The sequence below is a fragment of the Thauera chlorobenzoica genome, from assembly GCF_001922305.1.
Lineage (GTDB): Bacteria > Pseudomonadota > Gammaproteobacteria > Burkholderiales > Rhodocyclaceae > Thauera > Thauera chlorobenzoica.
In genome coordinates, this window is record NZ_CP018839.1 from 2,802,388 (window position 1) to 2,827,398 (window position 25,011).

26 protein-coding genes are annotated in these 25,011 nt (G+C 66.8%); 15 read left to right on the forward strand and 11 right to left on the reverse strand.

The genetic code is table 11. The annotated features are described in order from the left end of the window. Window positions 1-44 precede the first annotated feature (44 nt). Window positions 45-1,370, reverse strand: coding sequence for a TIGR02678 family protein (locus Tchl_RS12970; RefSeq protein WP_075148772.1), 1,326 nt, complete (start codon window positions 1,368-1,370; stop codon window positions 45-47). Then, window positions 1,370-2,887: a TIGR02677 family protein gene (locus tag Tchl_RS12975; protein WP_075148773.1), complete on the reverse strand. Its 1,518-nt coding sequence runs from the start codon at window positions 2,885-2,887 to the stop codon at window positions 1,370-1,372. Before Tchl_RS12975 ends, Tchl_RS12970 begins: the two co-directional genes overlap by 1 nt. Window positions 2,888-3,021: 134 nt before the next feature. On the opposite strand from Tchl_RS12975, the gene Tchl_RS12980 reads away from it, so the two are divergent. The 3 genes from Tchl_RS12980 (at window position 3,022) to Tchl_RS12990 (ending at window position 4,860) form a co-directional block, all read left to right on the forward strand. Then, window positions 3,022-3,327 (forward strand): type II toxin-antitoxin system HigB family toxin, encoded by a 306-nt coding sequence (locus tag Tchl_RS12980; protein WP_075148774.1) that lies wholly within the window; start codon window positions 3,022-3,024, stop codon window positions 3,325-3,327. A gap of 18 nt (window positions 3,328-3,345) precedes the next feature. Beyond that, window positions 3,346-3,717 (forward strand): helix-turn-helix domain-containing protein, encoded by a 372-nt coding sequence (locus Tchl_RS12985; protein WP_075148775.1) that lies wholly within the window; start codon window positions 3,346-3,348, stop codon window positions 3,715-3,717. A gap of 246 nt (window positions 3,718-3,963) precedes the next feature. Beyond that, window positions 3,964-4,860 carry a YihY/virulence factor BrkB family protein gene (locus Tchl_RS12990; RefSeq protein WP_075148776.1) on the forward strand — a complete coding sequence of 299 codons (897 nt, stop codon included), beginning with the start codon at window positions 3,964-3,966 and terminating at the stop codon, window positions 4,858-4,860. A gap of 35 nt (window positions 4,861-4,895) precedes the next feature. Here the strand turns inward: Tchl_RS12990 and cobA are convergent, their stop codons facing one another. Next, window positions 4,896-5,792: a uroporphyrinogen-III C-methyltransferase gene (cobA, locus tag Tchl_RS12995; protein ID WP_075148777.1), complete on the reverse strand. Its 897-nt coding sequence runs from the start codon at window positions 5,790-5,792 to the stop codon at window positions 4,896-4,898. A 225-nt stretch (window positions 5,793-6,017) separates the two neighbouring features. Here cobA and Tchl_RS13000 point away from each other — a divergent pair, with 225 nt between their 5' ends. The 12 genes from Tchl_RS13000 (at window position 6,018) to Tchl_RS13055 (ending at window position 17,842) form a co-directional block, all read left to right on the forward strand. Then, entirely contained in the window at window positions 6,018-7,700 is a 1,683-nt protein-coding gene (locus Tchl_RS13000; protein ID WP_075148778.1) for a nitrite reductase, read from the forward strand. 68 nt (window positions 7,701-7,768) lie between these two features. Continuing rightward, entirely contained in the window at window positions 7,769-8,380 is a 612-nt protein-coding gene (locus Tchl_RS13005) for a NapC/NirT family cytochrome c (RefSeq protein WP_075148779.1), read from the forward strand. Between the two features lie 45 nt (window positions 8,381-8,425). Further along, window positions 8,426-9,301, forward strand: a complete 876-nt coding sequence (locus Tchl_RS13010) for an ethylbenzene dehydrogenase-related protein (protein ID WP_075148780.1) — start codon at window positions 8,426-8,428, stop codon at window positions 9,299-9,301. A 125-nt stretch (window positions 9,302-9,426) separates the two neighbouring features. Beyond that, window positions 9,427-9,753, forward strand: coding sequence for a cupredoxin domain-containing protein (locus tag Tchl_RS13015; RefSeq protein ID WP_075148781.1), 327 nt, complete (start codon window positions 9,427-9,429; stop codon window positions 9,751-9,753). A gap of 116 nt (window positions 9,754-9,869) precedes the next feature. Further along, window positions 9,870-10,253, forward strand: a complete 384-nt coding sequence (locus tag Tchl_RS13020) for a c-type cytochrome (RefSeq protein ID WP_075148782.1) — start codon at window positions 9,870-9,872, stop codon at window positions 10,251-10,253. 73 nt (window positions 10,254-10,326) lie between these two features. After that, the gene (locus tag Tchl_RS13025) at window positions 10,327-11,535 is read left to right on the forward strand and encodes a cytochrome D1 domain-containing protein (RefSeq protein ID WP_075148783.1); all 1,209 of its coding nucleotides are present in this window, start codon (window positions 10,327-10,329) and stop codon (window positions 11,533-11,535) included. After that, window positions 11,535-12,593 (forward strand): siroheme decarboxylase subunit beta, encoded by a 1,059-nt coding sequence (gene ahbB / locus Tchl_RS13030; protein WP_075148784.1) that lies wholly within the window; start codon window positions 11,535-11,537, stop codon window positions 12,591-12,593. The genes Tchl_RS13025 and ahbB (Tchl_RS13030) overlap by 1 nt, the downstream gene beginning before the upstream one ends. Continuing rightward, window positions 12,586-13,089: an Lrp/AsnC family transcriptional regulator gene (locus Tchl_RS13035; protein ID WP_075148785.1), complete on the forward strand. Its 504-nt coding sequence runs from the start codon at window positions 12,586-12,588 to the stop codon at window positions 13,087-13,089. Before ahbB (Tchl_RS13030) ends, Tchl_RS13035 begins: the two co-directional genes overlap by 8 nt. Further along, complete coding sequence (gene ahbB / locus Tchl_RS13040) at window positions 13,089-13,643, forward strand: siroheme decarboxylase subunit beta (RefSeq protein ID WP_160113130.1); 555 nt, start codon at window positions 13,089-13,091, stop codon at window positions 13,641-13,643. Before Tchl_RS13035 ends, ahbB (Tchl_RS13040) begins: the two co-directional genes overlap by 1 nt. A gap of 116 nt (window positions 13,644-13,759) precedes the next feature. Next, the gene (gene nirJ, locus Tchl_RS13045; protein WP_075148786.1) at window positions 13,760-14,968 is read left to right on the forward strand and encodes a heme d1 biosynthesis radical SAM protein NirJ; all 1,209 of its coding nucleotides are present in this window, start codon (window positions 13,760-13,762) and stop codon (window positions 14,966-14,968) included. Then, entirely contained in the window at window positions 14,965-16,605 is a 1,641-nt protein-coding gene (locus tag Tchl_RS13050) for a nitrite reductase (RefSeq protein ID WP_075148787.1), read from the forward strand. Before nirJ ends, Tchl_RS13050 begins: the two co-directional genes overlap by 4 nt. 49 nt (window positions 16,606-16,654) lie before the next feature. Next, window positions 16,655-17,842, forward strand: a complete 1,188-nt coding sequence (locus Tchl_RS13055; protein ID WP_075148788.1) for an NnrS family protein — start codon at window positions 16,655-16,657, stop codon at window positions 17,840-17,842. Between the two features lie 78 nt (window positions 17,843-17,920). Here Tchl_RS13055 and Tchl_RS13060 read toward each other — a convergent pair whose 3' ends face one another. From Tchl_RS13060 to Tchl_RS13095, 8 genes are read right to left on the reverse strand one after another with little or no spacing between them, the layout of a single operon-like run. Further along, window positions 17,921-18,658, reverse strand: a complete 738-nt coding sequence (locus Tchl_RS13060; protein WP_103893831.1) for a Crp/Fnr family transcriptional regulator — start codon at window positions 18,656-18,658, stop codon at window positions 17,921-17,923. A 28-nt stretch (window positions 18,659-18,686) separates the two neighbouring features. Further along, a complete protein-coding gene (locus tag Tchl_RS13065) occupies window positions 18,687-20,597 on the reverse strand; it encodes a nitric oxide reductase (RefSeq protein WP_075148790.1) in 1,911 nt (636 codons plus the stop codon). 3 nt (window positions 20,598-20,600) lie between these two features. Further along, on the reverse strand, window positions 20,601-21,617 hold the full coding sequence (locus Tchl_RS13070; RefSeq protein WP_075148791.1) for a 4Fe-4S binding protein: 1,017 nt from the start codon (window positions 21,615-21,617) through the stop codon (window positions 20,601-20,603). Window positions 21,618-21,624: 7 nt separating this feature from the next. Further along, window positions 21,625-22,035, reverse strand: coding sequence for a hypothetical protein (locus tag Tchl_RS13075; protein WP_075148792.1), 411 nt, complete (start codon window positions 22,033-22,035; stop codon window positions 21,625-21,627). A 59-nt stretch (window positions 22,036-22,094) separates the two neighbouring features. Next, window positions 22,095-22,895: a CbbQ/NirQ/NorQ/GpvN family protein gene (locus Tchl_RS13080; RefSeq protein WP_075148793.1), complete on the reverse strand. Its 801-nt coding sequence runs from the start codon at window positions 22,893-22,895 to the stop codon at window positions 22,095-22,097. Then, window positions 22,892-23,173, reverse strand: coding sequence for a cytochrome C oxidase subunit IV family protein (locus tag Tchl_RS13085; RefSeq protein WP_075148794.1), 282 nt, complete (start codon window positions 23,171-23,173; stop codon window positions 22,892-22,894). The genes Tchl_RS13080 and Tchl_RS13085 overlap by 4 nt, the downstream gene beginning before the upstream one ends. A gap of 11 nt (window positions 23,174-23,184) precedes the next feature. Continuing rightward, window positions 23,185-23,811, reverse strand: coding sequence for a cytochrome c oxidase subunit 3 family protein (locus Tchl_RS13090; protein ID WP_075148795.1), 627 nt, complete (start codon window positions 23,809-23,811; stop codon window positions 23,185-23,187). 45 nt (window positions 23,812-23,856) lie between these two features. Beyond that, window positions 23,857-24,954: a type I glyceraldehyde-3-phosphate dehydrogenase gene (locus tag Tchl_RS13095; protein ID WP_232311589.1), complete on the reverse strand. Its 1,098-nt coding sequence runs from the start codon at window positions 24,952-24,954 to the stop codon at window positions 23,857-23,859. Between the last annotated feature and the right edge of the window lie 57 nt (window positions 24,955-25,011).

Consider the following 25,011-nt stretch of genomic DNA (forward strand, 5'->3'; position numbering starts at 1 on the left):
GGGGGCAGCGCGGACGCGAAGCGGCAAGCGTGGGGGTACTCATCTCAGTCGAACAGGGTGCCGGTGGCGGCACGTGCAGCCGGTCTGAGCTCGGCCTCGCCGACGGCAAAACGCGCCAGCGCCGGCAAGGGGCGCACTTCCGCGCCGTCGCGTTCGAGCAGTTGAAGACGCTGCAGGCGTTCGAGCGCGGTCGCCGCCAACTCGTGCTCCGAGCCCGCTTCACGCGCGGATTTGCGCCAGAACTTGCCGAAGCGCTGGCGTGCGCCGGCGATGAATGCGGCGACTTCGTCGGTGTCCGCGCGGCCGGTCGTGTGCGCGGCGAGCAGTGCCCCCGGCTCGGAAGGATCGCTCGAGCCGCCCCCCGCGGGGGCCAGGTCGACCTTGGGGCGGCTCGGCGATCGACTTGAGAGGAACTCGGCCACGAGCAGGGTGACATGCGCTTCGGTGCCTTCGGTCGGCATCGCCACGTCGGTCAGCTCGCCGTCCTCGTCGGCCAGCGCCAGGCCCTCGGCGCGCTGTTCGGCGACCAGCCCGGTGGCGTCGCACAGCCGGGTGGCCATCGTGCCGCGCTGGTTCATGAAGTAGGCGCGCTGGTCGGCGTCGAGGCGGTCGAGGTAGATCACCGGATCGTCGAGCAGGCGGCGCGCCAGGTGGTGACGCAGCGCCGTGCGCCGGCCCTCGTCGCTGTCCGGCACCGGCTCTGCGACCAGCGCGGCGAGCCGCGCCTCGAGCGTGGCCGGAGCTTCGTCCGCGGGCCAGGTGGACGGGCCGCGCGATGCCGCGAGCACACCGGCCAGCACCCGCCGTTGCACGTCGTAGAGCGCGTCATGGAGACTGTCCGAGCCTTCGTGGCCGCCGTGTACGAAGCCCTCCTCATCACCGGCCACGCGATGCAGGACGCCGAGCTCGAGCAGCGTGCGGCACACCGCGACCAGTTCCCGCCGCTCGTGCTGCGCCTGGAGCGTGAAGCTGAAGCCCAGCGCGGCCAGCGCGGGGTCCGCGGCGAGGGCGAGCAGCCGGTCGCCGAGCACGCGCAGCGTGATCTGCGGGTCGGCGCGCTCCAGCACCGCGCAGGCCAGGCACAGCAACACATAGCGGCGGCGCTCGTAGCCGGGCAGCCCGCGGGTGGCGTCGTGCACATCGGCCGGGCGCTTGTACAGGCGCGCCGCATCGCGTTCGATATGCAGGGGCCAGCCGGCCTCGCGGACGAACCATTCGCGCAGCGCGTCGGCGTGGCGGCGCACGGCGGCGAATTCCGCGTGTGCCGGCGTCATCAGTGGGGTCAGCAGCAGGGCGCGCAGCGCGGCGGTGAACTCCTCGCGTTGATGGAGGGCCTGCTGCTGGCCGATCGCGGTGCTGTCGGTGCTCATCAGGGAGCGTGCGTGGCGGTGATCGTGATGCGGTGGTCGCGGCCGGCAAAGACGCCGGCATCGGTGACGACTTCGGCCCGGGTGTGCGCCTCCAGCGGCTCGAGGCGAATGCGCAGCAGGCCGTCGCCGGTCTGGCGTTCGACCACGTCATCGGGCGAGGATTGCGCCGTCAGCGCCTCGCCGAGCAGCGACAGGAGCAGCGCGAAGGCGTGCGGATCGAGGTGGCCGATCTCCGACAGGCGCGTCGTTCGACCGGTGGCCAGGCGCGCCCGCGCGGCTTCGACCTGCAGGTGTTCCTCCCGCAACTGGCGCGCGAGCAGGGCGCGCTCCTCGCTGCGCTCGCGCACCTTGGGCAAGGGGCCCCGCGGGGCGGCCTCGCCGTACTCGCGCAGGCGCGGATGGATGGCGAGCGGCGGCGCCTCGGCCCATGGCGTGGTGGCCGGCAGCTCATGGCCGGCACCCGGGTTCAGCGAGAAATGGCGGGCCGGATTGAGGGCGAAGGCGGTGCGCGCCAGGCGGTGCGCGTCGTCGTCGCTGCCGCAGCTCGCGAACCAGCCGGCGAGCACGCGGAAGTCGGCCGAGCGATCGCTGCGCCCGCTGCGCCGCTCATTGAGCGCCGCGACCGCGGCCAGCAGCTGCGGGATCGCCGCGCGTGCCTTCGAGCGCAGCACCTCGGCCTGCGGCGGTTCATGATGCGTGCTGACGAACCAGCCGCGCAGACCTCCCCAGCGTTCGCGCCAGGCCTGCTGGCGTTGCGCGAGCGCGTCGGCCTGCGCTTGTTCATCCCCGGGCGCGGCGTCGCGCGCCTCGCGCTGCGCGGCCGCCCATAGCAGCGAATCGATGCGCGGAGCGAGCTGCGCGATGTGCTGCGCGATCGCGCCGGAGCGCCCGACGAGGTCGCCGATGAAGCGTTCGAGGTAGTCGATCAGCCGCTGCTTGTAGGCCAGCACCGCGGCGGCATCGGCCTGCTGCAGCTCGATGCTGCGCGCCATGCCGGCCATGAAGGCCTGGGCGTTGTCGGCCAGGCCCTCGAACACGCGCACCAGATCGCGCAGGGTTTCGTGCACCTTCGCCGCGTCCGGCGTGGGTGCGCCGGCCAGCGCGAGCAGGGTCTTGAGGCGGCTCGCGATGTCTTCGAGCGCGACCGTCTGCAGTTCGGCCCGCCGGCCGAGCGCCGCGGCGAAGGCTGCGAGCGCGGTCTCGACCGCCTCGCCGCCATGGGACAACCGGTAGAGGAAGCGGGCGCGATAGAAGTCGCTGATGCTGGCGACGCGCGCGGTGTCGGGTTGCGCCTCGAGGTTGCCCCACTCGGCGAGCTGGGCGAGTGCGGCCTGGACCTCCTCGAGCCTCGGCACGCCATCGCTCCACCGGGCTTCGGCCAGCACCTCGTCGGGCCGCATGTGGAGCCTGAACTGGCGTTTTGCCGCGGCGAAGCTCGCCATGATGCTGCGGTAGATGCCGGCCTTGTCCGCACTGACGTGTCGGAACAGGTCGGCCGATGTGTCCGTAAGTGGCATGGGTTGGATTCAAGGGGAACTTCGTTCGATGTTGGCAACAATGCGAGCGGTTGTCGAGTATATGCGTTTGCACTACCGGGCTAGAACGTAGAAGCCGCTTGCGATAGTCCCAAAATGGAACCAGAGTGCCGCTGATGCGAATGATAGCCGTCTCCACCCTTCGAGACTTCTGGAAACTTCATCCGGACGCCGAGCAGCCTCTGAAGGCTTGGTTTGAGGAAGTGACCAAAGCGTCCTGGACCCGGCCATCGGACATCAATGCGCAGTACGGTAGCGCCAGCATCTTCAAGAACCGGCGCGTCGTTTTCAACATCAAAGGCAACGACTACCGGTTGATCGTGGCCATCGCCTACAAGCTGCAGGTTGTCTATGTGAAATTCGTCGGTACCCACAAGGAATACGACGAAGTTGATGACGCAGAAACCGCGGAAATGGTCTGAACGGCCATGGAGGAGCACATGGACATCCGTCCCATTCACACCGAAGTCGATTACAAGGCGACGCTGAAGGAAATTTCGGCCTTGATGGAGTCCGACTCCGATCCGGGCACCCCGGAGGGAGGCCGCCTGGATATCCTGACCACCCTGGTGCAAGCCTATGAAGCCAGGCACTTCCCCATTGGCGCACTGGATCCGGTCGAAGCGATCAAATTCCGGATGGAGCAAGGCGGCCTCTCGGTGAAGGATCTGGAGCCGTTCATCGGCCGGAGCAACCGTGTCTACGAAGTCCTGAACCACAAGCGCCCCTTGACACTGGGCATGATCCGTAGATTGCATCAAGGCCTGGGCATTCCGGCCGAGGTTCTGATTGCGGAGATCGCGGCGGGTTGACTTGATGATGTTGGTGTGAGGGGCATTGGCCTCGACGGTCGCGCCTAGCGAACGGCATGTTGACGGTAGCAGCGGAATGTTCACAAAGTACGGCCCCTGATACCGTCAGGTCATGCTTACTGAACGACCTGCCGGGTGAAGATGGGGGACGCCCGGACCGCAGGGGGCTCGAAATCGCCGCCGATCGTCAGTCCGCTCTGCAATTCTGCCGGCTCGGACGGGAGCGTGCATCGACCGGGGAGGGGGATGGTGGTGAAATACTGGTATGGCGTCCTGCGCGCATCCTTGCGCGTGTGGCTCGATGCGCAAGTCTTCATGCATGCTGCGGCGCTTGCCTTTTTTACCGTGTTCTCGGTGGCGCCGGTGATGATCGTCGCCGTCACCGTGGTCGGACTGGTGCTGGGCGAAAGCGCGGCGGAGGGGCGGATCGCCGAGCAGTTGCAGGCTGCGATCGGCCCCGGAGCCGCCGCCGCGGTCCAGACCGCGGTGGAAAACAGCCGCATCCAGCACAGCGGGTTGCTGCCGAGTCTGGCCGGGGTCGGGGCGATGCTGTTTGGCGCCACCACGGTGTTCTCGCAGATGCAGAATTCGCTCAATGCGATCTGGGGCGTCACGCCCCGGCCCACCCGCAGCAGCTTTTTCATTCATCTGAAAACCCGCCTGCTGTCGCTCGCGGTGGTGCTGGCGATCGGCTTCGTGCTGCTGGTCTCGCTGACCTTGAGCGTGCTGGTCCGGGCTGCGGTGGCGTTCGCCCAAGACTGGCTGCCGGTGCCCGCGCCTGTGGTGCTGGGGCTGGACTGGGGGATCTCGCTCGCGGTGGTGACCTTGCTGTTCGCGACGATCTTTCGCGTTCTGCCCGATGTCGTCCTGGGATGGCGCGACGTGCTGCTCGGCGCTTTCGTCACCGCACTGCTGTTTGCGATCGGCCGCGCCCTGATCGCGCTCTATCTGTCGACTACCGCCACCGCATCGACCTACGGCGCAGCCGGCTCGCTGGTGCTGTTGCTGTTGTGGGTGAACTACTCTTCGCTGATCCTGCTGTTCGGCGCCGCGTTCACGCGCGCGCACATGCAGGCGCGCGGCTGCAGGTTGCGCCCGCGCGCAACCGCGGTATGCGTGCATCATCTTCTTGTTGAAGACTGAGCGGACGGGCGGCGCGCCCGGGCGGGCGGGGACGCTCAGGCGGCTACGGTACTGCAGACCGGGAGCAGGGCCGCGGATTCCAGGGCGACGACCTCTCCGACCATGATCAACGCCGGCGCCTGGATTGCGGCTGCACGCACGGCGGCGGGCAGCTGTGCCAGGGTGCTGCGCACACCGTGCTGCGCCGGCGTGGTGGCGGCGTGGATCACGGCGGCAGGGGTGTCCGCAGGCAGGCCGTGGGCAATCAATTCGCGGCTGATGATCTCCAACGCTCCCAATCCCATGTAGATCACCACTGTCTGCTGTGGGCGGGCGAGTGCGTTCCAGTCCAGATTGACCGTGCCGTCCTTGAGGTGGCCGGTGGCGAATACCAAGGTTTGCGCATGTTCCCGGTGTGTCAGGGGAATGCCGGTTGATGCCGCGGCGCCCGCGGCAGCGGTGACGCCGGGCACGATTTCACAGCCCAGGCCGGCAGCCTGCAGCGCCTGCATTTCCTCTCCGCCGCGTCCGAAAATGAACGGATCTCCGCCCTTCAGGCGCACGACCTGCAGCCCCTCCCGTGCGAACTCTACCAGCAGGGCATTGATGCCGTCCTGGGGCAAAGCGTGGTTGCCGGCTTCCTTTCCGACATACACGCGTCGTGCCTGGGGGGGAATAAGCTCCAGGATGGCGGGGCCGACGAGGTGGTCGTAGACCACCGCTTCGGCATTGGAGATCAACCGGGCAGCCTTGAGTGTGAGAAGGTCGGGATCGCCCGGTCCTGCCCCGACCAGATAGACCTTTCCCGTCCGGGGGGAGAGCGCATGACAGGGCTTGTCCACCGCATCATTGCCCTGGGCGCGGCTGCGGTGAGTCAGGCTGAAGCTGCGCAAAGCGCGCGTGTTGCCGGCCGAAGGTGCTGCATGCGTGGTCGAAAGCGTGCCTGCGTACATGTGGAGTGACTCCGGCAGATCAAAGGGAAAGGCGGGTGCGCCTGAGAAATGTATCGATGGGAAAGACCCTGAGGCAGGAGCGCCCTTTCGACCGAACTTTATCCCCAGTGCCGATATTGAAAATTAACTCAGATCAAGGATTGCAAGGAGGCTGAAAAACCATACTGTCTTCACAGTGTTGAGTGTTGTGTTGTTTCACATCCCGCGTCGCTTAAGGAGAGGGAAATGCAAAACAAGAGCTTGATCGGTAAGACGTTCGCCATGGCGGTTCTGCCGCTGGCGATGGGTAGCGTCTGGGCGCAGAGCGCGCCGCAGATGACTGCCGAAGAGAAGGAGCAGGCGAAGCAGATCTATTTCGAGCGCTGTGCCGGCTGCCATGGCGTGCTGCGCAAGGGGGCGACCGGCAAGAACCTCGAGCCGCACTGGACCAAGACGATGCCCGATGGCACGAAGATGGAAGGCGGCACCCTCAAGCTGGGTACCGATCGTCTTGAGAAGATCATCGCCTACGGCACCGAAGGCGGCATGGTCAACTACGATGACATCCTGACCAAGGAAGAAATCAACCTGATGGCGCGTTACATCCAGAACGAGCCGCCGATCCCGCCCGAGTTCTCGCTGAAGGACATGAAGGACAGCTGGAAGCTGCTGGTTCCGGTTGCCGAGCGCCCGACCAAGCAGATGAACAAGGTCAACCTCAAGAACGTATTCGCGATCACCCTGCGCGACGCGGGCAAGCTGGCCCTGGTCGATGGCGACACCCACAAGATCTGGAAGATCCTCGACACCGGTTACGCGGTGCACATCTCGCGCCTGTCGGCCTCGGGGCGCTATGTGTACACGGTCGGCCGCGATGGCCTGACCACCATCATCGACATGTTCTACGAAGAACCGAAGACGGTCGCCACCGTGCGTCTGGGTTCGGATGCCCGTTCGGTCGATACCTCGAAGTTCAAGGGGTATGAGGACAAGTACCTGATTGGTGGCACCTACTGGCCGCCCCAGTACTCGATCATGGACGGCGAAACCCTCGAGCCGATCAAGATCGTGTCGACCCGTGGCAACACCGTTGATGGCGAGTACCACCCCGAGCCGCGCGTGGCCTCCATTGTGGCCTCGCTGACCAAGCCGGAATGGGTGGTGAACGTCAAGGAAACCGGCCAGATCATGTTGGTGGACTACACCGACATCAAGAACCTGAAGACCACCACGATCGAGTCCGCCAAGTTCCTCCATGACGGTGGCTGGGATGCATCGGGCCGCTACTTCATGGTCGCGGCCAACGCGTCGAACAAGGTCGCCGCGGTCGACACCAAGACGGGCAAGCTCGCCGCCCTGGTCGACACCGCCAAGATCCCGCACCCGGGTCGTGGCGCCAACTTCGTCCATCCGGAATTCGGTCCGGTGTGGTCGACCGGCCACCTGGGTGACGCCGTGGTGTCGCTCATCTCCACCGCTTCCGACGATCCGAAGTTCGCCAAGTACAAGGATCACAACTGGAAGGTCGTCCAGGAGCTGAAGATGCCGGGCGCCGGCAACCTGTTCGTGAAGACCCATCCGAAGTCGAAGAACTTCTGGGCCGACGCGCCGATGAACCCGGAGCGCGAGCTCGCCGAAGCCGTGTTCGTGTTCGATAAGGCCGACCTGAAGAAGGAGCCGGTCCGCCTGGACGTCGCCAAGGATTCAGGCCTGCCCGAGAGCAAGGCGATCCGTCGTGCCGTGCAGCCCGAGTACAACGAAGCGGGCGACGAAGTCTGGATCTCGCTGTGGGGCGGCAAGACCGACCAGTCGGCGATCGTGATCTATGACGACAAGACGCTGAAGGTGAAGAAGGTGATCACCGACCCCGCGATCGTCACTCCGACCGGCAAGTTCAACGTCTACAACACGATGCACGACGTCTACTGATCGGCCTCGTCGATCGTAGCCAGTAAAACCCCCGCGCCCAGGCGCGGGGGCTACGAGGGAAAAGCTCCATGTCAGATCGAAACGGCAACGACTCCAAACAAGAACAGCCCGGCGGATTGTTTGCCCGCCTGCGTCGTCCGTCCAAAATGTCGCTGGGCGGCCTTCTGGCCGCGGGTTTTGTCATCGGCATCCTCTTCTGGGGCGGTTTCAATACTGCGATGGAAGCGACGAACACCGAGAAATTCTGTATTTCGTGCCACGAGATGTATGACAATGTGTATACGGAGTACAAGGAAACGATCCACTACAACAACCGCACCGGAGTGCGCGCGACCTGCCCGGACTGCCACGTCCCCAAGGACTGGACGCACAAGATGATTCGCAAGATTCAGGCTTCGCGCGAAGTGTGGGGAAAGCTGACTGGCACCATCGATACGCGGGAAAAATTCGAGGCCAAGCGGCTGCAGCTTGCACGCAGCGAATGGAAGCGCATGAAGGCGGCCGATTCGCGCGAATGCCGCAACTGCCACAGCTTCGAGAGCATGAACACCGAGGTGCAGAAACAGCGTGCGCGCAAGCAGCATGAGATGGCGTTGGAAGACAAGATGACCTGCATCGACTGCCACAAGGGCATCGCGCATCACAAGCCCAATGGGATGACCGAAGCCGACGAGGAGTAAGATTCCCGTTGGCGAAGCACCGCCCAACCTAAGCACAGTGAGGAAATGACGATGAAGAAAACGATGATTGCCGGCGCCGTGGGCGCACTTCTTGCGATCGGTGCTGGTAGCGCTGTTGCCGCACCGGACTGGGGCAAGGTCGGGGCCAAGGAAATCACGCTTTTCTATCCGGGGGTGTCGCCGCTGGAGTGGATCCAGAAGGGCACCGAGCACGGTGGTGCACGGGCACTGAAGAAGGGTGAGACCTGCGCTGACTGCCATAGCGAAGAAGCCAGCGAGATGGGCAAGAAAATGGCGAGCGGGCAGAAGATCGAGCCCACTCCGATTGCCGGCAAGGCGGCGTTCATCCCGGTCAAGGTCCAGGCCACGCATGATGGCGAAAACCTCTATCTGCGCTTTGCCTGGAAGCAGCCTGCAGCCTCCGGCGCAGCGAAGATGGATGACAAGAACCCGGTCAAGATCGCGTTCATGCTCGAATCCGGCGGCAAGGTCGACCTCGCCGACCAGAGCGGTTGCTGGGCGACCTGTCATCAGGATTCGCGCACGATGCCGGGCGCCGATGACGCCAAGACCAAGTACGTGAAAGGCGGTTCGCTGGCCGAGGGCAAGTTCTACGATCTGTACCAGTGGCGCAGCGGCGAGAACAAGGGCTTCAACGGCCATGTTGCCGACAAGCGTGTGATGGAAGGCGGCAAGGCGCTGGTCAGTGCCGAAGGCAAGCGCGATGGCGACAACTGGTCGGTGGTGTTTACCCGCAAGCTCGCGGGGGGGGAGGGCGACGTCGCGCTCGAAGCGGGCAAGGCCTACAATTTCGGCCTCGCGATCCACGACGACAGTGCAGCGGGCCGCTTCCACCACGTTTCCCTTGGCTACAAGCTCGGCATCGATGCCGACGGGGATGTGAAGGCAGCCAAACAGTAAGCGTCAGCGCCGCCGTACTGTGCTTGTGATCATGGGAGTCCGGGTCAGACCGGATTCCCATTCGTGCTTTCCCGGAGTATGTTTCCTGGGGGTGCCCGCCAGCACCAGACCGAGGAGCCGAGACCATGAATCCAATGAGCCTGCGCACCGTGTCCGTCTGCGCATGGATGGCGCTCCTGTCCGGCCCGTTGCCGGCGGCCGAACGTGAAGTCGTGCTTTTGGGTTACCAGTTTTCTCCAGCGGAGTTGCGGATCAAGCGCGGAGACAAGGTCACTTGGGTCAACCAGGAAAAGCGCGTCAGCCACTCGGTCCTTTTCCTTGGGTCGGGCGAAGAGTCGGAGCGCTTCTTTCCCGGTGAGCGCTGGTCCCGCGTGTTCACGCTTCCCGGGCGTTACGAGTACCGCTGTGGCCCTCATCCCGAAATGCTCGGGGTGGTGATCGTCGAAGAGTGATGCCTCCCGCCCCTCTTCGGGGGCAACCCCTACGTGCGTAGGGTTGATTCGAGTCAAGGTTTCGCCCCGGGCAAACGCTCATCCTGTTTCCGAATGCAAAGCCGTCGGAAAGCAAGATGAAACTGCCTCCTCTCCTCGTTCATGTCGCCGTTTTCATCGGCGCGGCACTGGTTTCGGTCTACTCGGCCGCAGCCGATGCCCGCCTGGCGGAGCCCGATTCCGCCCGCCAGCGGGAGCTCGTCCATATCGTGCGCCAGGATTGCGGCTCCTGTCACGGCCTCACCTTGAACGGGGGGCTGGGGCCGGCGCTCACTGCCACTGCACTTTCCGACAAGCCGCTCGAGGGCCTGGTCGCCACCATCATCGGCGGCCGCCCCGGTACGCCGATGCCGCCGTTTCGCGGCATCGTCACCGAAACCGAAGCGCAGTGGATCGTCGATCAGCTGCGACGCGGCTTTCCGCCCGACACCGGCCTGCCGGCGGCGCAGGCCCTGAACTGAAGCGCGCTCACCTGCCTGCGGCGGCGTTGACCACCCGAGCAACGAATCCCCTGTCCTGACTTCCGGAGTCCGCATGACTGCCCGATCCACCCGTCTGGCGCCTCCCCTGCTGTGGAGCATTCTTCTGCCGGCCATCGTCCTTCTGCTGTCGGCCTGTTCGGCTACGGCGCCGGTGGCGCTGCGCGGCAGCGGTGATCTGGGTGTCGTCATCGAGCGTGCCGACGGCCGGGTCAAGATCATCGAGACGACCGCTCGCAGCGTGCTCGCCACCGTCGATGGATTGGGCGATCTGTCCCACGCCTCGGTGGTCTTCTCGCGCGATGCTCGTCATGCGTTCGTGTTCGGCCGGGATGGCGGGCTGACCAAGGTCGATCTGCTCGAAGCGAAGATCGTCGGCCGCGTGGTGCAGGCGGGCAATGCGATCGGCGGTTCGATTTCGCACGACGGCCGCCTGGTGGTGGTGCAGAACTACGAGCCGGGCGGGATCAAGGCCTTCGATGCGAATACCCTGGAGCTGCTCGCCGATGTGCCCGCGGCCAGCGAGGACGGGCGCCGCTCGAAGGTCGTCGGCCTGGCCGATCTGTCCGGGCAGCGCTTCATCTACTCCCTGTTCGAACTCGGGGAAATCCGCATCACCGACTTTTCCGATCCGCGCAAACCGCTCACGCAGCGTTTCGCCGGCGGCAAGCAGCCCTACGATGCGCTGGTCACGCCCGACGGCCGGCACTACATCGCCGGGCTGTTCGGCGAGGACGGGCTGGCCCTGGTCGATCTGTGGCAACCGGAGCTGGGCAGCCGCAAGATCCTCGCCGGCTACGGCCGCGGCGAGCAGCCACTGCCGGTGTACAAGATGCCCCACCTTCGGGGCTGGTCGGTGGCCGGCGGGCGCGCGTACCTGCCGGCGATCGGGCGCCACGAGGTGCTGGTGGTCGACACCGGGAGCTGGCAGGAAGTCGGCCGGATCGCGGTCAAGAGCCAGCCGGTGTTCGCGATGGCTCGCCCCGACGGGCGCGAGATCTGGGTGAACTTCGCTTTCCCGGACAACGGCTGGGTCCAGGTCATCGACACGCTCACCGGCCAGATCACCCATACCCTGCAGCCCGGGCGCGGCATCCTGCACATGGAGTTCCTCTCCAAGGGGAATGAGGTGTGGATGTCCGCGCGCGACGACAACCGTGTGCTGATCTACGACACCGCCACCAAGAAGCCGGTCGGTGGTTTCGACGCGAGCAGCCCGAGCGGCATCTTCTTCACCACGCGCGCGGCGCGGACGGGGTTCTGATGCCGCGCACCCTGTGTCTGCCCGCGGCGGTCGATGCCACCGCCTTTCGCCTGCTCAACGAATGGCAGCGCGGTTTTCCGCTCGAAGCGCGGCCGTTCGCGCGCATCGCCGAGGCGGTCGACGAAGATGAGGCGAGCGTGATCGCCGCCTATCGCCGGCTCGAGGCGCAGGGCCTGGTCAGCCGGGTCGGCGCCGTGTTCGCGCCGCGCCGCCTGGGGGCCAGCGCGCTGGCGGCGCTGGCGGCGCCGCCCGATCGCCTGGAGGCGGTGGCGGAGCGGGTGAGCCGGGAAGCGGCGATCAACCATAATTATCAGCGCGAGCACCGCTACAACCTGTGGTTCGTGGTCACCGCCGCGTCACAGGCCCATCTGGGCGAAATCATCGGCGGCATCGAGCGCGATACCGGGTGTGCGGTCATCGAGCTGCCGCTCGAGGAGGAGTTCCACATCGATCTCGGTTTCGACCTCAACGCGCAAGAGGCGGGTCGCGAACCCGGTTGCGCCGAGCGCCGGGAGCGGAGGGCGAAAACGGCGCTCCCCGACGAGCCGGGCGCGGGCCGGACCCTGTCCGAAGCCGAGCGCCGGCTGATCGCCACCTTGCAGCGCGGCCTCATGCTCGAGGCGCAGCCTTTTGCGCGTCTGGGGGCTGCGGTGGGGTTCGACGAGGCGGAAACCATCGAGTACATCCGGCAGTGGCAGGCCGAAGGGCTGATCCGCCGCTTCGGTGTCGTCGTGCGTCATCACGAGCTGGGGCTCGAAGCCAACGCGATGTGCGTGTGGGATATCCCCGACGCCGAAGTTTCCGCGCTCGGCCGCCGTCTTGCGGGCGAGGCCGCGGTCACGCTGTGCTACCGTCGCCGCCGCTCCCTGCCGGACTGGCCCTACAACCTGTTCTGCATGATCCACGGCAGTGCACGCGACGAGGTCCTCGCCGAACGCGCGGAACTCGCCCGTCGGCTCGGTCTCGACGCTTACCCCCATGGCGTGCTCTTCAGCTGCCGGCGGTTCAAGCAGACCGGTGCGCAGTACCTCGACAGCAAGGATCTTGCCCATGCCTGAGCCGCAATCCGGCGAATACGACGGGCGGCGGGCGGTGGCCGCCAGGCGTGCGCCCGACGACATCGACCGTCGTCTGATCAACGCCCTGCAGGGCGACTTCCCCCTCGATGAAACGCCGTTCGCACGCGTCGCTGCCGCCCTCGGCCTGTCCGAGGCGGAAGTCATCGGCCGCCTCCAGAGCCTGCTCGACGACCGCGTGCTGACCCGCTTCGGGCCGATGTTCCAGATCGAACGCATGGGCGGCGCCTTCTGCCTGGCGGCGATCGCGGTGTCCGAGGACCGATGGACGAGCGTGGTCGAAGCGGTCAATGCCTTTCCCGAAGTCGCGCACAATTACCGGCGCGAGCACCGCCTCAACATGTGGTTCGTCCTCGCCACCGAAACGCCCGACGGCATTGCCGGGGTCGCACGCCGGATCGAGTCGGCTACCGGACTGGCGGTGAACCTGTTCCCGAAAGAGCGGGAATACTTCGTCGAGATGAAACTGGAGGCCTGATGAACGCGTCCGATCTTTCCATCCTGATCGCCGCAGGCACCGAGGCAACGGCACCCGGCGCGCTCGCCACGGACGAGCTCGACCGTCGGATCGTGCTCGCCACCCAGGGCGGCCTGCCGCTGGCGCCGCGACCCTATGCGCTGGTCGCTGCCAGGCTCGGAATAAACGAGGATCAGGTGCGCGCCCGCCTCACCGCGATGCTCGCCGATGGCCGCATCCGCCGCATCGGTGCGGTGCCCAATCACTACGCGATCGGCTACACCGCGAACGGCATGAGCGTGTGGGACGTCGATGACGCGGTGATCGACGCCGCGGGCGAGCGGGTCGGGGCGCTGGCCTTCGTGACCCACTGCTACCGCCGTCCCCGCCATCTGCCGGACTGGCCCTACAACCTGTTCGCGATGGTCCACGCGGCCAGCCGCGAGGCCGCGCTGGCGCGGGTGGGGGAAATCGCCGCGCTGCTCGAGCGCGATTTCGGTGGCGCCTGCCGCGGCCACGACGTGCTGTTTTCGGCCGGCATCCTGAAAAAAACCGGGCTGCGCATCGGCGCCTGACGCCCTCCTTTCCGGGAGGGGCGCTCGCCCCCGCAGCCCGCTTCGCGCCCCCCTTGACCGGCATCATTTTTCTGCGCGCTCCGCTCGGCTGTAATCGCAGCAACCAGGAGGCTTTCATGTTCCGCATCTCGCACTTCATTCGCGAACTCGACCACCCCACCCCAGCGGGGCCGCGCCGTAATCCGCCCGGGCCGGTGGTGATCTGGAACCTGATCCGGCGCTGCAACCTGACCTGCGAGCACTGCTACTCGATCTCGGCGGACAAGGATTTCGCCGGCGAACTCGGTACCGCCGAAGTGTTCAAGGTGATGGACGAGCTCAAAGTCGCCCGCGTCCCGGTGCTGATCCTCTCCGGCGGCGAGCCCCTGCTGCGCCCGGACATTTTCGACATCGCCCGCCGCGCCAAGGCCATGGGGTTCTACGTCGGCCTGTCTTCGAACGGCACCCTGATCAACGAAACCAACATCGATGCCATCGACGCCATCGGCTTCGACTACGTCGGGGTGAGCCTGGACGGGATCGGCGCCACCCATGACCGCTTTCGCCGCAAGGAAGGCGCTTTCGCCGCCTCGATGCACGGCATCCGCCTGTGCCGCGAACGCGGGATCAAGGTTGGCGTGCGCTACACGATGACCGAAGGCAATGCCCACGACCTGCCCGCACTGCTCCGGCTGGTCGAAGACGAAGGCATCGACAAATTCTACTTCTCGCACCTGAACTACGCCGGACGGGGCAACAAGAACCGCGCCGGCGATGCCCGCCACCGCACCACCCGCGAAGCGATGGAGCGGCTGTTCGAAACCTGCCTCGAGTTGCACCGGCGCGGCATCGACAAGGATTTCGTCACCGGCAACAACGACACCGACGGCCCTTTCCTGCTGCACTGGGTGCAGCGCCGCTTCCCGGAGAAGGCCGCGCACATCGAGGCCAAGCTGCGCCAGTGGGGCGGCAACGCCAGCGGCGTGAACGTGGCCAACATCGACAACCTCGGCATCGTCCACCCGGATACGATGTGGTGGCATGTGCCGCTGGGCGATGTGCGCAAGCGCGCCTTCGGCGAGATCTGGAACGACCTGTCCAACCCCCTGCTCGCCGGCCTGAAGCAGCATCCGCGCAAGCTCGAGGGCCGCTGCGGCGCCTGTCGCTACCTGGAGATCTGCAACGGTAGCTCGCGTGTGCGCGCGGCACAGGTCACCGGTAACCCCTGGGCGGAGGACCCGGCCTGCTACCTTGATGACGACGAGATCGGCGTCAGCGCGCAAGACTACGGCGCCGAACGCGTGCGGACCACGCCCTGGAGCCGCGCGGGCAAGGTGTCGGCATGAAAGCGGCCGCGCCCCTGCTCGCCGGGCTGCTGCTGCTGGGCGGCGGCACGGCCGCGGAGCCTGCCGCCGCTGCGCCGTCGGCGAAGGCGCGGCCCGCCGAGGGCGCCGCTGCCGAGGCACTCCCTGCGGTGGCGCCGTCCCGGGTCGTGGACCTTTACCAGCAGCACTGCGCGGCCTGCCATGCACCCACCCGCTACGGCGCAATGGGGCCGGCGCTGCTCCCCGACAACCTCGCCCGCCTGCGCAAGGCCGAGGCCGTGAAGGTGATCGCCGAGGGCCGCACCGCCACCCAGATGCCGGGCTTCGCCGCACAGCTGAGCAAGGACGAGATCGCTGCGATCACCGACTGGATCTACACCCCGGTGGTCCCTGCGCCGCGCTGGAGCGAGGCCGATATCGCCGCTTCGCGCATCCAGCACGTCGATCCGGCCACGCTCTCCGACAAGCCGGTGTTCGAGGCCGATCCGCTCAACCTCTTCCTCGTGGTGGAGGCGGGCGATCACCACGTCAGCGTCCTCGACGGCGACAAGCTCGAGCCGATCCACCGCTTCCAGTCGCGCTTCGCGCTGCACGGCGGGCCGAAGTTCGCCGCCGACGGACGCTATGTGTTCTTCGCCTCGCGTGACGGCTGGATCACCAAGTTCGACCTGTGGAACCTCAAAGTGGTGGCCGAAGTGCGCGCCGGGATCAACACCCGCAACGTCGCCGCTTCGCCCGACGGTCGTCATGTCGCGGTGGCGAACTACCTGCCGCACAACATCGTGCTGCTCGACGGCGAGCTCAACCTGGTCAAGACGGTCGAGGCGGGTGACCGCGACGGCAAGCAGACTTCGCGGGTCTCGGCCGTCTACGATGCAAGTCCGCGCCAGTCTTTCATCGCCGCGCTGAAGGACGTGCCCGAGGTGTGGGAGATCAGCTACACGAAGGCGGTCGAGGACATCCCCACCGGCTTCATCCACGACTACAAGCAGCGCGAGGGCAGCTTCATCCCCGGCTACCTGAACCCGCGCCGCACGATCCTGGCCGAACCGCTCGACGACTTCTTCTTCACCCAGGATTACTCCGAGCTGATGGGGGCCTCGCGCGCAGGGGTGGGCCAGGTGGTGAATCTGGACGTGCGCAAGAAGATCGCCGACCTGCCGCTGGACGGCATGCCGCATCTGGGCTCGGGGGTGACCTGGGAATGGACCGATGCCGCGGGCAAGGTCCGCACGGTGATGGCCAGCACCAACCTGAAAGCGGCCGAAGTCACCGTGATCGACATGCAGAGCTGGGAAGTGATCCGCCGCATCCGCACCCGCGGCCCCGGCTTTTTCCTGCGCAGCCATCGCAGCAGCCCCTATGCTTTCGTCGATTCGATGATGAGCGCCGAGGCCAGGCACATCCTGCAGGTGATCGACAAGCGCAGCCTCGAAGTGGTCAAGGAGATTGCCGCCCCGCCGGGGCGGACGCTCGCCCACGTCGAATTCACCCGTGACGGCCGCCACGCGCTGGCCAGCCTGTGGGAAGACGAGGGCGCGGTGATCGTCTACGATGCGCACTCGCTGGACGAGATCAAGCGCCTGCCGATGCGCAAGCCGGTCGGCAAGTACAACGTCTGGAACAAGATCACGCGCGAGGAAGGCACCAGCCACTGATGGCGTCCGCCTGTGCCCGCACCCCCAATCGAATGAACGAGACAACACGATGGCCCTGATTCCGCTCGAAGAACCCACGACCAAACGCATTCCGCCCGAGACCTTCTCCCTGTGGGCGCTCGCCTTCCGCCCGCTCTACCTGCTTGCCGCGCTGTTTGCCGCGATTGCGATTCCGGTGTGGGCGATCGCCCATTCGGGCGGAATCGAGCTGCCGATCCCCGGGATGTGGTGGCATGCGCACGAGATGATCTTCGGTTTCGCCGTGGCGGTGATCATCGGTTTCCTGCTCACCGCCGGGCGCAACTGGACCGGGCTCGACACCCCCAGTGGCCGGCCGCTGATGATGCTCGCCGCGCTGTGGCTGGCGGGGCGGCTGGCGATGGCTTTCGGCAGCGGCGCCTGGGTCGCGATCGTCGATCTGGCCTTCCTGCCGGCGGCGGCGGCGGTGCTGCTGCGCGTGCTGGTGAAGGCGAAGAGCACGCGCAACTACTTCGTCGGTGTGCTGCCGGCGATGCTGGCGCTGGCGAACCTGTTCTTCCATCTGGCCGTGCTCGGGGTCATCGATGCCGACCCGCTGACGGCGATGCACCTCGCGCTGGGCCTGATCGTGGTGCTGGAGACGGTCATCGGCGGGCGGGTGATTCCGATGTTCACCTTCAATGGCTTGCGCGGTGTCAAGCAGTGGCGCGACATCCGCCTCGACTGGGCGGCGGCGATCGCTACCGGGGTGGCTCTGTTGCTGTGGGCGCTCGGTGCCGGTGCATGGGCGGGGCCGGTATCGTTGCTGGCGGCGCTGCTGCAGGCGGTGCGCCTGGGCGGGTGGAACCCGTGGGCGACGCGCGGCACGCCGCTGCTGTGGGTGCTGCACCTGGGCTACCTGTGGATTCCGCTCGGCCTGGCGCTCGTTGCGCTGGCGCAGTTCGGCGTCCTGCCGCGCTCGGCCGGCATCCATGCGCTGGCAATCGGGGCGACCGGGGGGCTGATTATCGGCATGATCACCCGCACCGCGCTGGGCCACACCGGGCGCATGCTGGTGGCGGGACCGATGGAAACCGCCGCCTATGCGCTGGTGCTGCTCGCGGCGCTGGTGCGGGTGCTCACCGTCGCCCTGATCCCGGCGGCCCAGGTCGGCGGGGTGCATGCCGCGGCGACGCTGTGGTCGCTCGGCTTCCTGGTCTATCTGTGGCGCTATGGACCGTTCCTGCTGCGTGCCCGGGTCGATGGCAAGGCCGGTTGAACGCATCCGCAGCCGCTCGATCGCACAAATGGAACGGGCCCCGCGGGGCCCGTTCCATTTTCCGGGGCGGGATCGGGGTCAGCCCAGGCTGCGGCGCAGCCGGCCGATGTCCGCAATGTGGATGGTGCGTCCTTCGACCTCGATCAGGCCGGCGTCGGTGAGTTCGTGGAGGATGCGGGAAAAGTGTTCCTGGGTCAGGTTCAGGCGTGAGGCGATCGTGCCCTTGCTGGTCGGCAGGCGGATCGAAACGCGCCCGCCGGCGAGGCTGTCGCCCGCGATCTCTTCCTCACGCAGCAGGTAGCCGATGATGCGTTCCCGTCCGGAGCGCAGGGAATAGCTCTCGACGTCGCCCATCAGGTGATGCAGGCGCTGGGCGAGACCGGCGATGATCTTGCGGCAGAACAACGGGTCGCCGGCCATCTCCTCGAAGAAGATCTGCTTGCCGATGTGGAGCAGGGTGGAGTCGGTCAGGGCCTGGGCCATCACCACGTAGGGGCGGTCCATGAACATCACCGCCTCACCGAAGCTTTGCCCCGGGCGCAGGATGTCGACGACCTTTTCATTGCCTTCCGCAGACGTGAACGCGAGCTTGATCTGGCCGTTCAGGATCAGGTGAAACCCGGAGCAGGCGTCGCCGCGGTGGAACAGGATCTCGCCTTTCCCGGCCTTGACTTCGCGGACACCACGGGCGAAGCGGGCGATGTCCTGGAATCCGAGACCGTTGAACAATGGCGCCTGGGACAGCAGGCGGCACAGGCGTTCGAGTTCGGGTGAGGACAGCGAGGAGGCGGACGGGGTGTCATGCGGCGCCCGCATGCAGGGCGGGGGGCTGCGATCCATCGGCTTAACGGGTGAGCTGGGCATAGAACATCGGCAGGCGGGCCGGCAGCTCGTCGGGTTGGCGGATCACGGCGAAGCCGGCGGGACCGAACAGGTGCGGCAGATAGCTGGCGCCTTCGCGGTCGATGGTGACGCAGAACGGCACGATCCCGCGCCCGCGCGCTTCGACGATCGCCACCCGGGTATCCTCGATGCCGTAGCGGCCGTCGTAGAGGTCGAGGTCGTTCGGTTTGCCGTCGGACAGGATGAGCAGGATGCGGCGGGCCGCCGTCTCCCTTTCCAGCAAGCTGGTGGCGTGGCGGATCGCGGCGCCGAGGCGGGTGTAGTACCCCGGCTTGATCGCCATGATGCGGCCGCGGGCGCGGTCGTCGAAGCGCTGGTCGAAGTCCTTCAGGCGGTGGAAGCGCACGTTGCTGCGCTTGACCGAGGAAAAGCCGCACAGGGCGAAGCGGTCGCCGGTGGCGAGCAAGGCTTCGCCGAACAGCAACAGGGCGTCGCGGATGACGTCGATGACGCGGGCCTCGGACGACACCCAGGCATCGGTCGAGAGCGATAGATCGGCCAGCGCCAGGCAGGCGAGGTCGCGCTCGCGTTTTTCCAGCGACAGGTACAGCTGGTCGGAGGGGTGGTGGCCGCTGGCGCGGTCGGTGGTGGCGCGCACCACCGCATCGATGTCGAGTTCGCTGCCGTCGGTCTGGGCCTTGAGCCAGCGCCGGCCCGGAGTGAGCGCGGCGAACTGGCGGTGCAGGCGGCGTGCGGTACGGCGCAGGTGTTCGGGCAGAGCACTGGGCGCGGCGCGCGGGTCGTGGGGGGAGGGCGCGAGCTCGTTGAGGCGGACGTGGTCCTCGCGCAGCAGGTCTTTGCGGTAGTCCCACTCCGGCAGCGGGATGCCTTCGCCGAGGACGACGTCGTCCTCGGCCGCCGAAGGCAGGTCGAGATCGAAACGCACCTTGGAGGCGACGCGCTCGCCGTCGCGGTTGAGCGTCAGGTGCTCCATGTTGGCGGCGGCATCGGCGGCATTGTCATCGGGCTCGTCGTCGGTGCTGCGCTTGACCTTGATGAATTCCGCAACCGACAACAGGCTTTCGGCGCGAAAGGGAATGATCATGCCGTGCTTCTCGGGCGCATTGTCCTCGCGCTCGACGCGGTGGGCCTGCCGGCTGGTGTCGCGCCCGGGTTTGCTGTTGCCGGCTTCGGCGTTTTCGGCGCCGCTTCCGGCGCCCGTACTGCCGGGCCGGGCGGCGTCGCGAAAGCCGCTCAGCCACAGCAGGACCGGCTGCGCGGCCTTGGCCTTGGGCGGCAGCGGGGGCAGGGCGGCGACGCTGCCCGGGGTCTGCAGGGCCTGGCGCAGCAGGCGCTCGCGCCCGGCTTCGGCCGGCGGCAGCCGGGCTGGATCCGGGCGCTGGCGGAGGAGGGCGTCGACCAGCCGGCGATAGCGCGTTTCGATGCCGGGCCAGCGCCTCAGGGCATGCAGCGTGGCACGCTGGTTGTCGCGCAGCTCGCGTGTGGCTTCAGCATCGAAAGCGCTTCCGGGCACGGCCGGGAGCTCGACATCGGCGGCGTCCTGCTCGGCATGGCCGGCGGCAAGGGCGGCCAGCCACAGGTAAAGATCCCGGTTCAGCGCCCGTTCGGGAAGAGCGTCGATTTCCGGCGGCAGGCGCAGGGTCGACAGATCCATGCGGCCGCGGGCAATCCGTTCGTCGGCGCCGGCGATGCGCTGCAGCAGACTGCGCCGGGCGCCGTGGCCATCGGCGGTGGCAGCGGCCACGCGCAGGCCGGGGTCACCGCCCAGGGCACGAAAGAACACACCGGCGACCTTCTCGACTTCCTTGAGCCTGACCGCGGCCTTGGGGAAGTGGCCGCCGGCGGCGCGGGTGATCAGACGGTGCCACAGCAGGCCTACGGTTTCTTCCATGGTTCAGCGTTCCTTCTGCGCCCGGAATCCGGCTTCGTTCTGGCGGGCGGCCTCGTCCGTAACCCAGGCGAGCAGCGGGCCGTCCGGATTGGTGTTCTGGGTCTGGGCGCAGGCGTCGATGCACTGCCGGCACTGGGTGCAGGTGAACATGTGGCGCTTGATGTTGCGCGGACGCAGGCGCATCGGGCAAACGGCATCACAGGCGGACTGGCGCTCGGGCAGGCAGCGGGCACAGTCGCTTGCACGCTCGCGGCGGAAGCCGACCACCATGGCGTTGCGGTTGGCCATCCAGGCCAGGCTCTGGAACAGCCCGACAGCGCACACGAAGCGGCAGAACAGGTGGCGGGCGAAGAGGAATTCCAGGCTCAGCACCGTGGTCGCAGCGGAGATGAAGATGAACTGGTTGCGGGTGAGTTCGGCGCGGAACAGGTTGCCGTAGACTTCGGCCGGCGGCAGCAGGTAGGTCAGCACCACCACCGCCCACAGGAAGGCGAACCCGACCGCAGCGGGGACGACGACGGCCCACCAGCGCACGTCCACCCGGGTGCGCGAACCGTCCGGCTTCCAGGGCGGCAGGCGGTGGCGTTCCCACACCGAAGGCTTGCCCGAGGCGCGCGCCATCAGCTTGTTGATCGTCTCGACCACCGAGAAGTGCGGGCACAGCCAGCCGCAGTACATGCGCCCCCATTTCCACGCCACCCACAGGACCACGCCGGCCACGGCGAACAGGGGCACGAACAGGCGGACGATGATGTTGATCCCGGCGAGGGTCGCCGACTCGCGCCCGGCGAGGAATTCGTCCAGCCCCAGGCGCCATTCCATGCCGAGCAGCCAGGCGTGATCGGCGTCGAGGTCGTAGCGGAACAGGTCGAATACCGGAGCGAGTACGAAGAGGGCGAAGAATGCGACCTGGACGGCCAGGCGCTGACGTTGGCGACTGCGCGGCTGAGCCGCTTCGGCACGGGCGATGGGGATGACGGCGCGCGTGCGCGCCGGCGCCCGGATGGCGGTGTCGGGCATGGCGGACTCAGGCGTCGTGTTCACGGGGACCGAAGACCGGATAGCGCCAGGCGCGTCCGTTGATGGCGCGTGCGAGCCCCATCATGCCGAGCAGGATCAGGGCGGAGTGGACGAAGGTGAAATACAGCACGCCGATCACCCAGGTCCATGGATTGTCGAAGCCGCCGAGCAGAAAGATGGCGATGCTGATCACCACCAGCAGCAAACCGCCCCAGATGCAGGTCCAGCCGGTCTGGCGCAGGTGGTTGCGGACCAGCGGATCGGGATGGTCGCGGTGTTTGACCCACAGCACCAGCAGGGCGAGGAAGGCGAGGCCGGGAAGCAGGATCAGGTTGGTCAGGAACAGCGCTTCCGCCGCCACCGCGAGCTGCGGGCCGGGCATCAGGTTCTTGAGGGGGTCGGGGCGCTCGATACTCATGATCTCGTGGGAACTGTTGTGCTGGCGCTCGATCCTCGGGCGGCGGAGGCGGCGCGGATTCAGCGACCGAAGGTGGCCGATACCACTTCCATCAGCCCTTCGGCGACTTCGGGATCATCGGTCAGGCTTTCGACAATGCCGACGCGACAGGCCGCGATCGGGTCCATACCATCCTTGATCAGGAGGCTAGCATAGACCAGCAGGCGGGTGCTCGCTGCTTCCTCGAGGTCACGATCCTTCAGCGCGCGCAATGCGCCGGCGATCGCCACCAGGCGTTTGGCGAGGTCGGGGGAGCAGGCGCTCTCTCCGATCAGCACCGCTTCTTCCTGCTCCGGGCGGGGGAAATCGAAGCGCACACTGATGAAGCGCTGCCGGGTCGACGGCTTCATGCCCTTCAGCAGGTTCTGGTAGCCGGGGTTGTAGGAAACCACCAGCATGAAGCTGGGCGGCGCTTCGAGTAGTTCGCCGGTGCGGTCGATCGGCAGAATGCGGCGGTCGTCGGCCAGCGGGTGCAGGACCACGGTGGTGTCCTTGCGTGCCTCGACCACTTCGTCCAGGTAGCAGATGCCGCCTTCGCGCACCGCGCGGGTGAGCGGGCCGTCGCACCACACCGTCCGCCCTTCGCCGATCAGGTGGCGGCCGACGAGGTCGGCCGCGGTCAGGTCGTCATGGCAGGCGACGGTATACAGCGGCAGGCCGAGGCGGGCCGCCATGTGGGTGACGAAGCGCGTCTTGCCGCAACCGGTGGGGCCCTTGATCAGCAGCGGCAGGCGATTCTTCCAGGCGTGCTCGAAGACCTCCACCTCGTCGCCGGCGGCCTGGTAGAAGGGGATGTCGAGGTGCGGCGTGCCGGGCTTCATTGTGCGAGTCCTTTCATGTAAGCGATGGCGATCACCGACCACACCAGGATGATCCAGCCCATGGTGATCGCGCGCCACAGCAGTGGCGCGTTGCGCAGTGCCATGAAATCGAGGATGACGACCGCGCCTTTCCAGAACGAGATCAGCGCCAGGGCGGCGACGACCCAGGTGCCGGTGAGGCCTTGCTCGCCCACGCCCCAGGTGAGGAAGGTGGCAGCGAGCAGCGTCACCCACAGCCAGGTGCTGCGTTGCGGGGTGCCGTGTGTGTTGGTGCTCATGGTCGGTCGCCTCAGTGAATGACGTAAACCAGCGGGAACAGGACCAGCCACACCAGATCCACCATGTGCCAGTAGGCGGCTCCGGTTTCCAGCCCGTTCATGTCGCCCGGGCGGTAGCGGCCCCGGCGGGCGCCGTTCCACATTGCGGTAAGGATCACCAGGCCGAGGATGACGTGCATGAAATGGAAGAAGGTCAGCGACAGGTAGAACATGTGGAACGGGCTGCTCGACAGGCTGATGTCGTGAGCGAAGGCCGCGGCGTACTCGGTGAGCTTGACCGCGATGAAGCCCAGTCCGGTGAAGATGGCCGCGAGCAGCCAGTTCGCTGCGGCGCGCGCGGCCATGCGCTCGGCGGCCTGGACCGCGCGCACGACGAAGTAGCTGGCGGTGAGCAGCAGCACCGTGTTCAGTGCGCCGGCGTTGCGGTTGAGCGCGGCCTGCTCGGCATCGAACAGTTCGAGGTTGTTCGCCCGGGTGAAGGCGTAGGCGGCGAAGAACACCCCGAACGCCAGCAGCTCCGCGAGGATGAAGAACCAGATCGCCAGGTCGCCGGCGAGGCGCGGGCTCTGCGCGTGCTCTGGAGCGTGTGCCGGCTCGGTGCAGTGCACTGGCGGCAGGACTGTATTTGTCTGTTCCATGCGCACCAGTCTAGGGAAGGGGAAAAGCTTTGAACTTGATCGCGGTTAATTGAGAGGCGGTCTCAAGCGGGCGGCACGCATGCGCGTCAGCCAGCAGCGGGTGACGTCGACCATGCGGTTGGCGAAGCCCCATTCGTTGTCGAACCAGATCATCAGGTTGAGCATCCGCGGTCCGACCATCCGCGTCTGCGCGCCGTCGACGATGGCCGAATGAGGGTCGTGGTTGAAGTCGATCGAGGCGTGGGGTTCGTCCGAGTACGCGATCAGCTGACGGTAACAGCCTTCGGCGGCGGCTCGCAGCGCGCGGTTCACCTCGCGCGCATCGATGTCGCGCGACAGCGTGAGCACCATGTCGATTGCCGATACGTTGTGGGTGGGAACCCGGATCGCCTTGGCCTGCACCCGGCCGGCGAGGCCGGGCAGCAGGCGCTCGATGCCACGCGCCAGGCCGGTCGAGACCGGAATGATCGACTGCATCGCCGAGCGGGTGCGGCGCAGGTCGGTGTGATGATAGCCGTCGATCAGCGGCTGGTCGTTCATCGCCGAGTGCAAGGTGGTCAGCAGCGCCTGCTCGACGCCGAACTCGCGTTGCAACAGATCGAGGACCGGCACGACCGCGTTCGTGGTGCATGAGGCATTCGATACCAGGCCCTCGCTGCCTTCGAGGGCCTGGTGGTTGATGCCGTAGACGATGGTCGCATCGACATCGGCGGCGCCGTTGCCCGGATGCGACAGCAGCAGGCGTGGGCAGCCGGCATCGAGAAAGCGTTGCAGTTCGATACGGCTGCCGTACTGGCCGGAACATTCGACGATGAGGTCGGGCTCGTATGCACCCCAGTCGACCGCTTCGGGCGTGGTCGCATGGGTGACGGCGATCGGTTTGCCGTTGATCAGCAGGCAGGCATTGCCTGCAGCAACCGGGGCGGGGAAGCGGCCGTGGGTGGAGTCGAAACGGGTGAGATAGGCGATGCCGGCGAGATCGGCGGGCTCGTTGATCGCGACCACCTCGAATTCATCCGCGACGCCGGCCTCGTGCAGGGCACGCAGGTAGCAACGCCCGATCCGGCCGTAGCCGTTGATGATGAGACGAAAAGGAGGCTCGGCAGCAGGGCGGGCGGATGCGGTGGGGCGGGATGTGGTCACGGTGGGCGGAGGCGAGTGCGACGGGACGAAGCTGTCATTCTATCGCGTGGCGCGCCC